The organism is Comamonas sp. JUb58 (genome assembly GCF_004364775.1).
In the GTDB taxonomy this organism is placed as follows: domain Bacteria; phylum Pseudomonadota; class Gammaproteobacteria; order Burkholderiales; family Burkholderiaceae_C; genus Comamonas.
This window is the reverse complement of record NZ_SOAL01000017.1, coordinates 18,409-33,404: the sequence shown is the minus strand read 5'-3', so window position 1 is coordinate 33,404 and position 14,996 is coordinate 18,409. Positions and strand designations below refer to the sequence as shown.

Sequence of the window (14,996 nt, the reverse complement as noted above, 5' to 3'; positions counted from 1 at the left end):
CCGCCCACAACCCACTTCACCGCAGGCGCTGCGTGGGTGGGTTGTGGTGTTTTGTGATCGCTTAACCACCCCCTTGCCGGATGCGAATGGCGCCGCCCTGAGGCCGCACGTACCATCGGCGAGTTTTGCAGAAATTTCTTGCTGCAATGCCTACTGCACATGCATGGGCAGCTATCAAATTTGGAGACACCATGACCGCAAGCATCGCGCCGCTGGACGGCATCAAAGTTCTGGATCTGTCGCGGGTGCTGGCCGGCCCCTGGTGCGCGCAGATGCTGGGCGACCTGGGCGCCGAGGTGATCAAGGTCGAGCGCCCCGAAGCCGGCGACGACACGCGCCACTGGGGCCCTCCCTACCTGCACACCGATGACGGCGCCAAAACCGAGCAAGCCAGCTACTACACCTGCTGCAACCGCAACAAGCGCAGCATCACAATCGACATGGCTTCGCCCCAGGGCCAGGCGCTGATCATCGAGCTGGCCAAGGATGCCGACATCCTGGTCGAGAACTTCAAGGTCGGCGGCCTCAAGGGCTATGGCCTGGACTATGAAAGCCTGCGCAAGATCAACCCACGCCTGATCTACTGCTCGGTCACCGGCTTTGGCCAGACCGGCCCCTATGCCCCACGCGCCGGCTACGACCTGATGGTGCAGGCGATGAGCGGCATGATGAGCATCACCGGCCACCCCGATGGCGAACCCGGTGGCGGCCCGCTCAAGGTGGGCGTTGCGGTCACCGATGTGTTCACCGGCATTTATTCCTGCTGCTCCATCCTGGCCGCGCTGCAGGCACGCCACCAGACCGGCGAAGGCCAGCACATCGACATGGCGCTGCTGGATGTGGGCATGGCCGTGCTGGCCAACCAGGCCGTGGGCTACCTGAATGCGGACGATATTCCGCAGCGCGCAGGCAATATCCACCCCAGCGTGGGCCCTTACCAGGACTTCCCCAGCAAGGACGGCAATGTGCTGCTGGCCATTGGCAACGATGGCCAGTTCGCCCGCTTTTGCGCTGCCACCGGCAACGAGGCCTGGGCACAGGACACGCGCTTTACCCGCAACTCGGGCCGCATCATCCACCGCAAGGATTTGCAGGAACTGATGTACCCGCTGATGAAGACCCGCACCACCGCCGAATGGATTGCGCTGCTCGAAGACAAGGCCGTCCCCTGCGGCCCCATCAACAACATCGCCCAGGCCTTTGAGGATGAGCAGGTGATTGCACGCGGCCTGCATGTGCAGATCCCGCGCGATGCCGGCGACCAGATCGGCACCATCAGCACCGTCGCCAGCCCCATGCGGCTGACTGCTACGCCGCCTGTGGTGCGCCGCCCACCACCCGCGATGGGCCAGCACACTGATGAGATCCTGGCCGAGCTGGGCCGCTCGCCCGCGCAGATTGCGCAGCTGCACAGCGAGGGCGTCGTCTGACGCTGGGCGCGTCACCGCCATGCACCAAGGGCCGCAACGCGGCCCTTTTTTCATCCATGGAGAGGCTCAGTCAAACAGACCCAGGCTGATGCCATCGCCCAGCGCTGCGCCCTCCCACTCCAGCATTTGCAATTTGGTGCGCGTGCCGCCATTGGCCGAGAAGCCGCCGCGCGCGCCATGCGCCGCCAAGATGCGGTGGCAGGGCACCACGGGTGCAAAGGGGTTGGCCCCCAGCGCCTGGCCTACCGCACGGGCCATCCCCTTGCCACCCAAGTCGTCGGCAAGCTCACCATAGCTGCGCGTCTGCCCCGGCTCAATGGCCAACGCCAGCTGGTAGACCGCACGCGAAAAATCCGGCACCCCATGCCAATCGAGCACCACATCATCGAGCAACGGCAAACCGCTGCGCGCGGACCAGCGGTTCAAGGTCAGCAAGCTGCGCAGGTCGCCCAGCACGGGGGCAGGTGCATCCGGCCAGCGCGCGCTGCCCTCCGGTTCACTGGTCTCCTGGCGCCCGGCCAGCAGCCACTGCACGCCGGCCACCGCCTGCAAAGCCTGGGCACTCAGATCACCGGGCGCCTGGGCCTGTGGCCACAAGCCCTCGCGGCGCTGGCGGGCATGCTCCAGCAGGCGCGACTGTGTCGCCTCCAGGCTGGGCTCGGGCAGCCGCAGCGCGACAACGGCTTGCGCACCCCAGGCAATGCCACAAACACCCAGGCGGGTGCGAAACAAGGCATGGCCCGTTTGCGCAGCATCCCAGGCATCGCGGGGCGGGGAGCGGGAAGAAAGCGGCTCAGTGTTCATGCCCCGCATCTTGCCCCCACCATGCCGACCCCGCAAGCCGCAGTGCCACTGTCAGCCTTTGCTGCCCAAGCCGCGCGGCTCTTCGGGCTGACAGGACAATCAAGCCCGTGTTCCCCGATAAGAAGATCCCCATGACCGACACCCTGCAAGCCCAGCACGCCGCCATCATGCGCGAGGTGCTGGCCAGCGCTCACCGCAACCGCCATCTGCAAAAAGGCCGCCCCTTTGCCGCAGCAATTGCCGATGATGCGGGCCATATTCTGGGCCGAGGTGTCAACACCATCAGCCAGACCCAGGACATGACGGGCCACGCCGAGATGGAAGCCATCCGCGACTGCTGCCACCAGCGCCAGCTGCCGCATCTGCAGGGGCTGACGGTTTATGCCTCCGGCCACCCCTGCCCGATGTGCCTGGCGGCGATTGTGGCGGGCCAGGCCAAGCAGGTGTTTTTTGCGTTTGACAATGCCGATGCGGCGCCCTACGGGCTGTCGAGCGAAGGCGTTTACCAGCGCCTGGGCCTGCAGTTGCAACCACCACCCCTGCCCATCAAGCGGCTGGATCTGGGCATCAGCGCAGCGCAGCTCTATGGCGATGCGCCCTGGCCCAGCGCGGACTAAAAATCACCTCCAACTGCCTTCGCGCTTTGCGTTGGCTTTACGTCTGCCCCTTATGATCGGGCAGCTTTTTTGGCGGCCACGCCGCCCTTCCCTCTGCCTGCATGACCCCGCCTTCTCCCCCGTCCCCTGCCCTTGATCGCCAAGCACTGCGCTGGATTGCTGTGCTGTTTGTGCTGGTCATGGCCAGCCGCCTGCTGGCCTCGCACGGGGTGTCCTGGGACCAGAACGAGCAACTGGTCTGGTCGCAGCAACTGGCACTGGGCTATGGGCCCCAGCCGCCGCTCTACACCTGGCTGCAATGGGCCCTGGTGGGGGTGCTGGGCCCCAGCACCTTGGCGGTGGTGCTGCTGAAAAACAGCCTGATCGCACTGAGCTTTTTCTTTATGCTGCTGGCCGCTCGCCAGGTGCTGCCCGCGCGCCAGACCTGGCTGGCCGCTGCCGGCATGACCTGGCTTCCCGGCATTGCCTGGCAGTTGCTGCGTGACCAGACGCATACGGTGATGCTGACCTGCGCCATCTGCGCAACCTGGTGGTTGCTGCTTCGCCAGTTGCGCCATCCGCGCCCGCTGGGTTTTGTCTACCTGGGCCTGGTGGTCGCCTGGGGCATGCTGTCCAAGTACAGCTACCTGCTGGTCGCCGTCACCATGCTGCTGGCCTGCCTGAGCATGGCCAGCACGCGCCGCGCGCTGCTGTCGCGCGGCTGGTGGATCACGCCGCTGATCAGCATTGCGCTGGTCGCCCCGCATGCTTGGTGGGTGCTGGAGCACTGGCAAGCGGCCAGCGGCGCGACGCTGGACAAACTGCACCCGGCGGAGACCAGCTCCTACCTCAGTGGCCTGGCCCACGGCTTGCGCGATCTGCTGGCCTTTTTGCTGGTGGCCGTGCTGCCCTGGCTGCTGATGGCGCGTTGGACCAGTGGGCGCTTTTGGCAGCAGCCCGCTGCAGCCAGCGGCGCCGAAAATAACAGCCCTACCCCTGACTGGCTGGTGCCGCTGCTGGGCCGCTATATGGCGCTGGTGGCGGGCTCGCTGGCGCTGATGGCGCTGGCCGGCGCGGCCAAGTTCGATGGCCGCTGGATCCAGCCGCTGCTGCTGGTTTTTCCGCTCTACATACTGGCCCGCTGGCCGGCGCTGGCCCAGTCGGACACAAGCCGCCGGCGCTATCTGCTGGCCTGCCTGGGCATGCTGGTGCTGGTGTGGTCGCTGGCCTTGCTGGCGCCGCTGCGCGATGCCAAGCGTGGCAAGGGTGACCGCCTCAACTGGCAGCTGGACCTGATCGCCAGCACTTTGCGCCAGGCCGGCTACCAAGGCCAGGGCATGGTGCTGGCCGAGCACCACACCACCGGCGGCGTGATGCGCATTCTGTTCCCCCAGGCCAAGATCGTGGTCTGCGATGCGGACGAGCCGGGTTTCCATATGGACTGCGCCTGGCAGGCCGCCGAAAGCGCGCGCCGCCAGCACCTGCCCTGGCTGCAAATCTCCACCGAGGACCCGGCCCCCGATGCCTGGTGGTGGGCCGCCTGGCCCGTCGATGCGATGCTGCAGGTGCAAGAAGTCGAGCTGCCCTACCGCTGGACCGACCCGGCGATCGAGCAGATGCAGATGAACTTTGTGGTGTCTCCGGCGGGCAGATAAACACCGCCCAGCGCTACTAAGATGCGGTCATTTCCCTCGCCGCCGAGACCATGACTGACACCGCCGCCATCGCCCAAGAACACTGGATCAGCCTGCCCCAACAGGGCCGGCTGTACGCCAAAACCTGGACCCCGCGCACCGCACACCAAGCGCCGCTGGTGCTGTTGCATGACTCGCTGGGGTCGGTAGCGCTGTGGAGGGATCTGCCGGCGCAGCTGGCCCAGGCCACGGGCCGGCAGGTGATCGCCTATGACCGCCTGGGCTTTGGCCAATCGGATGCGCGCACAGACCTGCTGTCCACGCAGTTTGTGGGCGAAGAAGCGGAGTTGTACTTCCCCGTCGTGCGCCAGCATCTGGGTCTGGGCCGCTTTGCCTTGCTCGGCCACAGCGTGGGCGGCGGCATGGGCATTGCGATTGCGGCCGGTGCCGGCCAGCACTGTACGGCGCTGGTGACCATCGCCGCCCAGGCCTTTGTCGAAGACCGCACACGGGCGGGCATTGTCGAGGCCCGCGCACTGTTCCAGGACGCTGCGCAGCTGGAGCGCCTGGCCAAATACCACGGCAGCAAGGCACGCTGGGTGGTGGATGCCTGGACGGAGACCTGGCTCAGCCCCGCGTTTAGCGATTGGACCGTGGACGCCTGGTTGCCCCGCCTGCAATGCCCCCTGCTCGCTATTCATGGCGAGCTGGATGAATACGGCAGCACCGCGCACCCAGAGTGCATTGCCGGCCAGGCCGGTGCCGGAGGCCAGACCGAGATCATCGCCGGTGCCCACCATGTGCCGCACCGCGAAATGGCCGAGCAAGTGCTCGGCCGGGTGCAGACGTTTCTGGCGCAGGCCGACTAAGCCTGGGACTTTCTTTAGTACGCCACCGTGAAGCGTGCCTTGCTGTGCAGATGCCGCTCCAGCGCATCGACCAGGGCCACGGCCAGATCTGCTGCCGAGATATCGCCAGGGCTGCCATCGGCTTGCCACAGCGGCTCATCCTTGCCAGTGCGGTATTGGCCGGTACGGCCCTGGCTTTGCGCAGCCGATCCGCCATGGAAGCCCACGGGTGGGCTGAGCAGGGTCCAGTCCAGGGCGCTCTCTTTTTGCAGCGCGGTGTACATGTCGCGGGCTGCACTGGCGCCGGGCTTGATGGCGGCAGGGAACTCGGGCGAATCCACCAGCTGCTGGCCGTTCACATACAGGCTGCCAGCGCCACCCACCACCAGGTAGCGGGCCACACCGGCTGCGCGGGTGCCGGCCTCGATGGCCTTCGAGCCTTTGAGGAAGTCCTCGTAAATATTCGGGTTGGTCCAGCCTGCGTTGTAGGCCGACAGCACGGCATCGCTGCCGGTGGCCGCCTTTTGCACCACAGCCGCATCCATCACATCACCTTGCAGCACTTGCAGATGCGGGCGGGGCGCCAGCTTGGCGGGGTCGCGCACCAGGGCCACTACGTCGTGGCCACGCTGCAGCAATTCATCAAGCAGTGCAGCGCCTACAAAACCGGTCGATCCAATCAGTGTGACTTTCATCCTATTTCCTTCGCATGGACAAAGGCGGGCAGCCTCTGCGCCACGCCATGACCACACTGTATGCCGGTCGAGCGGCATTGATAATCCCTTCATTCCAAGCATTTCTTTGAAGCTGTGCTTCATAATCAGCCGATGGAAGACCTCAAGCGCATGGCTATTTTTGCGACCGTGGTCGAGCAAGGCTCGATGACGGCGGCCGCGCGCCTGCTGGGCATGAGCGCCTCGGCCGTTAGCCAGCAGGTGCGACATCTGGAGGCCCAGGCGGGCCTGCCGCTGATGCACCGCACCACGCGCAGGCTCAGCCTGTCCGATGCCGGGCAGCGCTTTTATGCACAGTGCGCAGTGATGCTGCAGGCCGCGCGCCAGGCCCGCGCCGAGCTGGATGCCGAGCGCGACGAGCCCGTGGGCGAGCTGCGCATTGCCGCGGTGCTGGGCCTGGCCGCACCGCTGGGCCGGGCGCTGGCCCCCTTGCTGCATGCCCATCCGCAGTTGCGGCTGCAGTTGCTGCTCGATGACTCGCACAGCGACCTGGTAGCAGAGCGGGTGGACATTGCCATCCGCCTGGGCGAGCTGCCCGACTCCCACTGGGTGGCCCGCCCGCTGGGCACCCTGCCCTGGTGGATATGCGCCGCGCCCGCGCTGGCCCAAGGCAGGCCGGTGCCGCAACACCCACAGGCCTTGCAGGCCTGGCCCTGGATCGCACGCAATATCGGCAAAACCACCAGCGCCAGCATGCAGCTGCAGCACCGCCAGAGCGGCGAGGTGGTCATGCTGCACACAACGCCACGCATCATCAGCAACCAGCAGTACGCACTGCAGCAGCTGTGCAGCGAGGGACTGGGCTTGGCGCGGCTGTTTTCGCTCGAAGTGGCCGACCAGGTGCGCAGCGGCCAGCTGCTGCGCCTGCTGCCCGACTGGGACTGCGGCAGCCTGCGCATCTCCGCCCTCACCCCCGAACGCCAGGCGCTGCCCGCGCGGGTGCGGCTGGCGCTGGCCACCTTGCAAGCCCACTTCGCGCCGCTGGCACTGTCCTGAAGCGCCTTGCCCGGTCACCCTAAGTAGGCGCTTGCACCCCGTTGTTGCCCAAAAAGAACGTGAGGGGCAGCGGTGGTTTTGGCAAATACGCAAGAATCCACCCTTGGTGGTCGGTGTACTGCCTTGGTCCTGAGAACGTATTACGGCTCTCTTTGCAGAGAATTCGTGACACGTTTCTATCGCTGCGCGTGACCCGCGCGGCCTATTAAACCGCCGTGTATCCGGACGGCGGTGGCTTAACGAACGGAAGACTTATGACCCACTCTACCGCTCGCCGCTCGGCGCTGCGTGGCCTGTCGCTGGCCGCGCTGACCCTCGCCAGCCTGGCAACTTTCAACGCCCATGCAGACACCCCTGCCGTGCTGCGTGTATCGGCCATTCCCGATGAGGCACCGACGGAGCTGCAGCGCAAGTTCAAGCCGCTGGGCGAGTACCTGTCGCAGGCGACGGGCATGAAGGTGGTGTTCACGCCGGTGTCCGACTATGCGGCGGTGGTCGAATCCTTGGCCACCAAGAAGCTGGACCTGGCCTGGCTGGGTGGATTTACCTATGTGCAGGCAAAGATCCGCACCAATGGCACGGCCATCCCGATCGTGCAGCGCGCCGAAGACGCGGTCTTCACCAGCAAGTTCATCACGGCCGACCCCAGCATCCAGACCCTGGCTGACCTCAAGGGCAAGACCTTTGCGTTTGGCGCGCCTTCGTCCACTTCGGGCAGCCTGATGCCACGCTACTTTCTGCTGCAAGACGGCCTGAACCCGGAAAAGGATTTCAAGACCGTGGCCTACTCGGGCGCGCATGATGCCACCGTGGCCTTTGTGGCGGCCGGCAAGGCCGAAGCCGGTGTGCTCAATACATCGGTATGGGACAAGCTGGTCGAGACCAAGAAGGTGGACACCAGCAAGGTGCGCGTGTTTGCCACCACCCCCACCTATTTCGACTACAACTGGACCGTGCGCGGCGACCTGGACCCGGCCGTCATCAAGAAGCTGACGGATGCCTTCCTGGCCTTGGACCCGTCCAAGCCCGAGCACAAGGCCATCATGGATTTGCAGCGCGCCTCCAAGTTCATCCCGACCAAGCCCGAGAACTACGCCGGCACCGAAGCGGCCGCCAAGTCCGCCGGCCTGCTCAAGTAAGAGGCCACCGGGGCATGGGGGCTGTTGGAGCGCCCATGCTGCCTGCCTCTGCTGCACTTTTCCAGCATTTGATCCATGAGCTTTGTGCTTGACGATGTGGGCCTGACCCACGCCAATGGTTTTGTCGCACTCGCGGGCATTCGCCTGTCGGCGGCCCAGGGCGAGAGCATTGCGCTGATCGGGCCTTCCGGCGCTGGCAAGACCTCGCTGCTGACGGCCATTGGCACCTCCCATCTGCCCAGCAGCGGCCGCATGCAGGTGCTGGGCCAGGCCTTGCCGACGGCGCCCTCCGCACGCCAGCTCAAGGCGCTGCGCAGCCTCATCGGCACGGTGCACCAGAGCGCACCGATTGCGCTGAGCCAGCGCGTGGTCACCGCCGTGCTGGCGGGCCGCCTGGGCCAGTGGCCGCTGTGGAAGGCGCTGGCATCGCTGGCCTATCCGCAAGATATTGCTGGCGCCCGCGAGGCGCTGGCCCGTGTGCAGCTGGAGGACAAGCTCTTTGCGCGCTGCGACCAGCTCTCCGGCGGCCAGCTGCAACGTGTGGGCATTGCCCGGGTGCTCTACCAGCAGGCCCGGCTGATTCTGGCCGATGAGCCGGTCTCCGCGCTCGACCCGGCGCTGTCGCTGGCCACCGTGCAGCTGCTGGTGCAAGAGGCCGCCGTACGCCAGGCCACTCTGGTGGCCAGCCTGCATGCGGTGGACCTGGCCCTCAGCTGCTTTGCACGCATTGTCGGCATCCGCGATGGCCGCATTGCCTTTGACCTGCCCGCTGCACAGGTGAGCCAGGCGCAGCTCCAGGCCTTGTACGCCCATGCCGATGGCAGCGCTGCTGCCTTGCCTACCCTGGGCAGCATGGGCAGCATGGGCAGCGCCGCGCCGCAGCTGCTGCCCGCCCCGGCAGCTGAAGTGATCACATGCCGCTGATGCGAGCTTCTGCCACGGGCACTCAGCGCCGCGACCCTGCCGCCCGTGGCCGGCTCATTGCGCTGCTGCTGGCGCTGGTGGTGCTGTGGCCGATGCTGCAGACCTCGGGCTTCTCGCTGGCGCCGTTTTTTGACAGCAACAACCTCAAAGTCGTCGGCGGCTTTCTGGCCCAGTTTCTGCCGCCCGAGAGCAGCCAGGAGTTTCTGGGCTACCTGGGCCAGGCCAGCCTGGAGACCTTGGCCATTGCCACTGCCGGCATGGCGCTGGCGCTGCTTTTGGCGCTGCCGCTGTCCTACCTGGCCAGCGGCGCGGCGCGCGAGAAGGTCAGCCTCAACCCCATCACCCGCGGCGTGCTGACCATTTTGCGCGGCGTGCCCGAGCTGGTCTGGGCGCTGGTGTTTGTGCGGGTGTTTGGCCTGGGCCCCGCCGCCGGCGTGCTGGCCCTGGGCCTGACCTATGGCGGCATGCTGGCCAAGGTCTATGCCGAGATTCTGGAATCCACCGACCCGGCCCCCGCCCGCGCCTTGCGCGCCAGTGGCGCGGGCCGCTTGCAGGCCCTGCTCTACGGCAGCTTGCCGCAAGCTGCGCGTGAGCTGACCTCGTACACCGTCTACCGCTGGGAATGCGCAATCCGCGCCTCGGTGGTGATGGGCTTTGTCGGCGCGGGCGGCCTGGGCCAGCTGATGGACCAGGCGATGAAGATGCTCAACGGCGGCGAAGTCGCCAGCATCTTGCTGGCCTTTATGCTGCTGGTGGCGCTGGCCGATCTGCTGTCCTGGTGGCTGCGCCGCGCGCTGGATACACCGCCAGCAGCCCGTGCCTTGCCCTTTGGCTGGCGCAGCGCCGCCATGCTGCTGCTGGGCGGCATCGGCCTCTGGGCCAGCTTTGGCTTGCTCGGTATCGACTGGTCCGCACTGTTCAGCCGCGATGCGCTGCAATCCATGGGCAGCTTTGTGGCCGGCTTTTTCTCGCCCGACCTGAGCGCCGCCTGGCTACGCAAGGTGGCCCAGGGCGTATGGGAGACCTTGGCTATCTCCATCATCGGCAGCCTGCTGGCGGCGATGGCTGGGCTGCTGCTGGCCCTGCCGCGCTGGCGCACGCCCTGGAATGCACTGCTCAACCTGTTGCGCTCGGTGCCCGAGCTGGTCTGGGCAACCATCACTGTGCTGGCCGTGGGCCTGGGCCCGTTTGCTGGCGCGCTGGCGCTGGCCTTGCACACGGCCGGGGTGCTGGGCCGGCTCTATGCCGAGGCCTTGCAGAACACGCCCGCAGCCCCCGCCCGGGCGCTGCGCCTGGCCGGCAGCAGCCGCCTGCTGGCCTTTTGCTACGGCACCCTGCCTGCGGCCGCGCCGCAGTTGCTGGCCTACACCCTGTACCGCTGGGAGATGAACATCCGCATGGCGGCCATCCTCGGCTTTGTCGGCGCTGGCGGCCTGGGCCAGCTGCTGTATTTCGAACTCTCGCTGTTCCACTACGCGCAGGCCAGCACCGTCATCATCGCCATGCTGCTGCTGAGCATGGCGGTGGACTGGAGCAGTGCCGCGCTGCGCCGCGCAATGCGCTAACCACGATCCTCATGTCTCCCACCTCCCGCAAAACCTGGCAGCTGCTGATCCGCAGACTGCATCTCTACATCGGCCTGCTGGTCGCGCCCTTCATCGTGGTGGCCGCCGCGACCGGCCTGCTGTATGCGCTGACGCCCCAGCTGGAAAACCAGCTCTACCGCAGCGCGCTGCAAACAGAGCCGACGCCTGGCGCCCAGGCCCAGCCGCTGTCGGCCCAGGTGCAAGCGGCCTTGCAGGCCCTGCCCACTCCGGCTGCCGTGGTCGCTGTGCGCCCGGCACCCGATAGCCGCAGCAGTACCCGTGTGATGGTGGCCGATGCAGCGCTGGGCCCCTCGGAGTACCGCAGCCTCTTTGTGAACCCTTACAGCCTGGCGCTGCAGGGCGATTTGACGGTCTATGGCACCAGCGGCGTGCTGCCGCTGCGCAAGCAGCTTGATCTGCTGCACCGCCAGCTGCTGATGGGCGAATGGGGCCGTACCTACAGCGAACTGGCGGCATCCTGGCTGTGGGTGGCTGCGTTGGGCGGTGTAGCCCTGTGGTGGCTGTCGGGCCCACAGCGGGCCGGCGCCCCCGCAAACCATGCTCCGCTGCGCCGCTGGCACCATGGCTTGGGCCTGTGGTTGCTGGTGGGCTTGCTGTTTCTGTCGGCCACGGGCCTGACCTGGTCGCGCTGGGCCGGCGGCCATTTTGGCCAGGCGCTGCAGCACATGGGCTGGCAAACCCCGCGTTTGAACACCAGCCTGGGCACGGATGCCAGCAGCGCCCATGCCCACCACCAGCCCGCCGACCCGCATGCGGACCATGCAGAACACCAGGCCACGCCCATGGCCATGGCTGGTATGGCCGGTATGGCAGGTATGGGCCCCATGCCGCAGGACTTTGACAGCGTGCTGGCAATCGCCCGCCAGCATGGCCTGGCATCCGCCAAGCTGGAGATCCGGCCGCCAGCTGCCGCCGGCAAGGCCTGGACGGTGACGGAGATCAACCGCTCCTGGCCGACCGAGGTCGATGCACTGGCCATTGACTTGGCGCAGGGCCAGGTGCTGGACCACAACCGCTTCAGCGACTACCCGCTGGCCTCCAAGCTGACGCGCTGGGGCATTGACCTGCACATGGGCAGCTGGGGTGTGCTGAACCAGGCCTTGCTGGTGCTGCTGGGCGCCGGCATTGTGGCGATGGTGCTGACTGGCTGGCTGCAGTGGCGCAAGCGCCCAGGCCGCAGCCGCGAATGGCTGCATGGCCAGCTGACCTTGATGCACCAATGGCGCCAGTTGCCGCGTGTTTCAGCGTTGGTTCTGTTGCTTGTGGCAGTCGCCTTGGGCTGGCTGCTGCCGGTGCTGGGCTGCAGCCTGTTGGCACTGCTGGCACTGGATGCCTGGATCTATCTGCGCCGATAGACCAAAAAAATGCCCGGCACAGAGGCGGTGCCGGGCAGGTGAATAGCGCTGACTTACTGGCGCTGACTTGCCGCTCAGTGCGGCACAATGCGCGCCTCGGCGCCTGCAGGGGCAAAGCTGCTGCGCCACTTCCAGCCCGCATAGGCACACCAGAGCACACCCAGCACGGCAATGCTGCCGCCGACCGGGCCGAGGTAGTGCAGGCCGGCATGCATGCCCACCTGGCTGCCCAGCAAGGCGCCTGCGCCAATGCCGATATTGAAGATGCCCGAGAACAGCGACATGCCCACATCGGTGGCATCCGAAGCCAGGCGCAGCACCTTGGCCTGCAGCGGCAGCACCATGCACAGCATGACCACACCCCAGACGGCGCAGACCAGGTACAGCGCAGGCGGCCAGCGCGTGCTGGGCAGCAGCAACCACAGGCAGGCGGTCAGCACGGCCATCGCGCCCAGCAAAAAGCCGCGCGGCCAGCGCATGCCAAAGCTGCTGAACAGGATGCTGCCGACAACACCCATGCCGCCGTACAGCAGCAGCACCCAGGTGGTGACCTGGTTGTTCAGCCCGGCCTCGCGCTGGATCAGTGGCTCGATATAGCTGTAGACGGTGAACTGGGCCGTCACCATCAGGATCAGCAAGGCATAGGTGGCCGACAGCGCCGGGCGCTTGAACAGCACCGGAATGCTGCGCAGCGAACCGGCATTCTCGCTGGGCAGCAAGGGCAGCATGCGCCACAGCACCAGCATGACGGCCAGCGCCAGCACGCCGATGATGCCAAAGGTGGTGCGCCAGCCCAGCGCCTCACCCACCATGCGGCCCAAAGGCACGCCCAGTACCATCGCCAAGGTGGTGCCAGTGGCCAGCAAGCCGAGCGCCTGCGGGCGCTTGTCCTGCGGCGCAATGCGCACCGCCAAGGATGCGGTGATCGACCAGAAGACCGCATGCGCCAGCGCAATGCCCATGCGGCTGATCAGCAAGGTGGCGTAGTTCCAGGCCACGGCCGACAGGCCATGGCTCACGATGAACAGCGCAAACACGCCCATCAACAGCTTGCGGCGCTCGACGTTCTTGGTCATCAGCATGCAGGGCAGCGAGGTGAGCGCAACGATCCAGGCGTAGATGGTCAGCATCAGGCCGACCTGCTCGGTGCCCATGCCAAAGCTGCCACCAATGTCGCTGAGCAGGCCCACCGGCACAAACTCGGTGGTGTTGAAAACAAAGGCGCCCATGGCCAGGGCGATCACGCCGAGCCAGGCCTGGCGGCGGGTCAAAGATGCGGAATCGGTCATTGCAATAAAAAAAGCCGCAACTCCAAAGCGGAGAGCGGCTCGCCAGTGTGCCAAAAAACAGCTACCTGCCCATGATGGCCAGGGAAAACCCTTTAGTTCACGCTGTTGGCAGCTATCAGGCTGCCAGGGTCTGCGGTTGCAGCTGCTGCAATTGCTGCTCTTCCAGCTTGCGGTGCAGTTGCACGGTAGTGGCGCAGGCGCGGGCCAGCTCGGCGCCCTTCTTCACAAAATGCTGGTGGAAGAAGTCATGGTGCTCTTGCGAGTCATGGAAGTCGCGCGGCGTCAGCACGGCCGAGAACACGGGCACGCCGGTGTCCAGCTGCACGCGCATCAAGCCATCGATCACCGCGGTGGTCACAAACTCATGGCGGTAGATGCCGCCGTTGACCACCAGGCCGCAGGCCATCAGACCGGCGTATTGGCCGCTTTGGGCCAGGCGCTTGAGCAGCAGCGGGATCTCGAAGGCGCCGGGCACATCATAGAGGTCGATCTGGTCGGCGCGCCAGCCTTGTTGCGCCAGCTCGGCGATCGCGGCATCGCGCGCCTGGTGCACGATGTCCGAATGCCATTGCGCGCTGACAATCGCCAGGCGTGCGGCCTTGTTGATGGAGTAAGAAATGCTGGAATGCTGATTCATGGTTTTGCTGTCCTTCAATGACCTGAATCAGGGCGCGCGCAAGCCCATGGCAGCACCCCGCGCACAGGCGCAGGAGACAGCAAAAAGCTTTGCGCGATTCTCTTTCATCCGGACTGTGACCGTCGGCTCTGGCATCGCACCAGATCTGCTGACCTTGCGCGGCCGTAGGCCTTGCAAGCGCTCGCGGGCTCCTGGCTGCTAGAGGCCAGATACCGCCGGTGGGGAATTGCACCCCGCCCTGAGAATAACGCTGAGCCGCTGCCGGCAAGGCCCTGAAGAGGCCCCGCCTGCTGCAGCTCGCCGGCCGATTGTAGAGGGACTGGGATACAAACACCGTCACCCAGGTTTTTGATGCGCAGGAAACTTGTTATGGATCTAGTGCTACAGATTTCTCTGCCCGCATTCAGTACAGCGCCAGCGCTCTACACTGCGGTAGGTACGCGCCCCACCTATCCCCCATCCCCACCATGGCCCCGCTGAACCTCTTGCTCTCCCACATCCCCAGCCCACAAGGCGGCATCCTGCTGCTCTGCGACGAGCAGCAGCGCCTGCGCGCGCTGGACTGGCAGGGCTATGAAGCGCGCATGGCCTTGCTGATGCGCCGCCAGTACCCGCGCGATGCCGTGCAAATGCACAGCAGCACGGCTATGCCAGCGCCAGTGGCGAACGCTCTGGCCGCGTATTTTGATGGCGAGCTGCAGGCGCTCGATGGCCTGGAACTGGCGCTGGGCGGCACCGATTTTCAGCGCCAGGTCTGGACGGCCTTGCGTGCCATCCCAGCAGGCAGCACGCGCAGCTATGCGAGCCTGGCCGCGCAGATCGGCCGACCGGCAGCGGTGCGTGCGCTGGGCATGGCCAATGGTGCCAACCCCATCAGCATCGTGCTGCCCTGCCACCGAGTGATCGGCAGCGATGCATCGCTTACCGGCTATGCCGGGGGCCTGGCGCGCAAGCAGTGGCTGCTGGCGCATGAGGCCCAGCACAGCAAAAAGCCCGCCTAGGC

Annotated in this window: 14 protein-coding genes and 1 riboswitch; of the genes, 10 read left to right on the top strand and 4 right to left on the bottom strand. The window is 66.1% G+C overall.

Features of this window, described 5'->3' with window-relative positions:
• Positions 1-191 precede the first annotated feature (191 nt).
• On the top strand, positions 192-1,430 hold the full coding sequence (locus EDF71_RS17920) for a CaiB/BaiF CoA-transferase family protein (RefSeq protein WP_133857926.1): 1,239 nt from the start codon (positions 192-194) through the stop codon (positions 1,428-1,430).
• Between the two features lie 66 nt (positions 1,431-1,496).
• Here EDF71_RS17920 and EDF71_RS17915 read toward each other — a convergent pair whose 3' ends face one another.
• Positions 1,497-2,234, bottom strand: coding sequence for an MGMT family protein (locus tag EDF71_RS17915; protein ID WP_133857925.1), 738 nt, complete (start codon positions 2,232-2,234; stop codon positions 1,497-1,499).
• A 131-nt stretch (positions 2,235-2,365) separates the two neighbouring features.
• Here EDF71_RS17915 and EDF71_RS17910 point away from each other — a divergent pair, with 131 nt between their 5' ends.
• The 3 genes from EDF71_RS17910 (at position 2,366) to EDF71_RS17900 (ending at position 5,333) form a co-directional block, all read left to right on the top strand.
• Complete coding sequence (locus EDF71_RS17910) at positions 2,366-2,851, top strand: nucleoside deaminase (RefSeq protein WP_243854350.1); 486 nt, start codon at positions 2,366-2,368, stop codon at positions 2,849-2,851.
• A 101-nt stretch (positions 2,852-2,952) separates the two neighbouring features.
• A complete protein-coding gene (locus EDF71_RS17905; RefSeq protein WP_133857924.1) occupies positions 2,953-4,485 on the top strand; it encodes a glycosyltransferase family 39 protein in 1,533 nt (510 codons plus the stop codon).
• Positions 4,486-4,535: 50 nt separating this feature from the next.
• A complete protein-coding gene (locus EDF71_RS17900; protein ID WP_133857923.1) occupies positions 4,536-5,333 on the top strand; it encodes an alpha/beta fold hydrolase in 798 nt (265 codons plus the stop codon).
• Between the two features lie 14 nt (positions 5,334-5,347).
• On the opposite strand, the gene EDF71_RS17895 is transcribed toward EDF71_RS17900, so the two are convergent.
• On the bottom strand, positions 5,348-6,007 hold the full coding sequence (locus EDF71_RS17895; protein WP_133857922.1) for an NAD(P)H-binding protein: 660 nt from the start codon (positions 6,005-6,007) through the stop codon (positions 5,348-5,350).
• Positions 6,008-6,157: 150 nt separating this feature from the next.
• On the opposite strand from EDF71_RS17895, the gene EDF71_RS17890 reads away from it, so the two are divergent.
• From EDF71_RS17890 to EDF71_RS17870, 5 genes are all read left to right on the top strand, one after another.
• Positions 6,158-7,042, top strand: coding sequence for a LysR family transcriptional regulator (locus EDF71_RS17890; RefSeq protein WP_243854349.1), 885 nt, complete (start codon positions 6,158-6,160; stop codon positions 7,040-7,042).
• A gap of 254 nt (positions 7,043-7,296) precedes the next feature.
• Positions 7,297-8,181 carry a putative selenate ABC transporter substrate-binding protein gene (locus tag EDF71_RS17885; RefSeq protein ID WP_133857920.1) on the top strand — a complete coding sequence of 295 codons (885 nt, stop codon included), beginning with the start codon at positions 7,297-7,299 and terminating at the stop codon, positions 8,179-8,181.
• Positions 8,182-8,256: 75 nt separating this feature from the next.
• Entirely contained in the window at positions 8,257-9,105 is an 849-nt protein-coding gene (locus EDF71_RS17880; RefSeq protein ID WP_133857919.1) for an ATP-binding cassette domain-containing protein, read from the top strand.
• Positions 9,105-10,670, top strand: a complete 1,566-nt coding sequence (phnE, locus tag EDF71_RS17875; RefSeq protein ID WP_133857918.1) for a phosphonate ABC transporter, permease protein PhnE — start codon at positions 9,105-9,107, stop codon at positions 10,668-10,670. Before EDF71_RS17880 ends, phnE begins: the two co-directional genes overlap by 1 nt.
• Before the next feature lie 11 nt (positions 10,671-10,681).
• Positions 10,682-12,067 carry a PepSY-associated TM helix domain-containing protein gene (locus EDF71_RS17870; RefSeq protein WP_133857917.1) on the top strand — a complete coding sequence of 462 codons (1,386 nt, stop codon included), beginning with the start codon at positions 10,682-10,684 and terminating at the stop codon, positions 12,065-12,067.
• Positions 12,068-12,141: 74 nt separating this feature from the next.
• Here EDF71_RS17870 and EDF71_RS17865 read toward each other — a convergent pair whose 3' ends face one another.
• On the bottom strand, positions 12,142-13,338 hold the full coding sequence (locus EDF71_RS17865) for a sugar transporter (protein ID WP_243854348.1): 1,197 nt from the start codon (positions 13,336-13,338) through the stop codon (positions 12,142-12,144).
• Between the two features lie 133 nt (positions 13,339-13,471).
• Positions 13,472-13,993, bottom strand: coding sequence for a 6,7-dimethyl-8-ribityllumazine synthase (locus tag EDF71_RS17860; RefSeq protein ID WP_133857915.1), 522 nt, complete (start codon positions 13,991-13,993; stop codon positions 13,472-13,474).
• A 92-nt stretch (positions 13,994-14,085) separates the two neighbouring features.
• Positions 14,086-14,243, bottom strand: a riboswitch (FMN riboswitch).
• 217 nt (positions 14,244-14,460) lie between these two features.
• Here EDF71_RS17860 and EDF71_RS17855 point away from each other — a divergent pair.
• Entirely contained in the window at positions 14,461-14,994 is a 534-nt protein-coding gene (locus tag EDF71_RS17855) for a methylated-DNA--[protein]-cysteine S-methyltransferase (RefSeq protein WP_133857914.1), read from the top strand.
• Positions 14,995-14,996 lie beyond the last annotated feature (2 nt).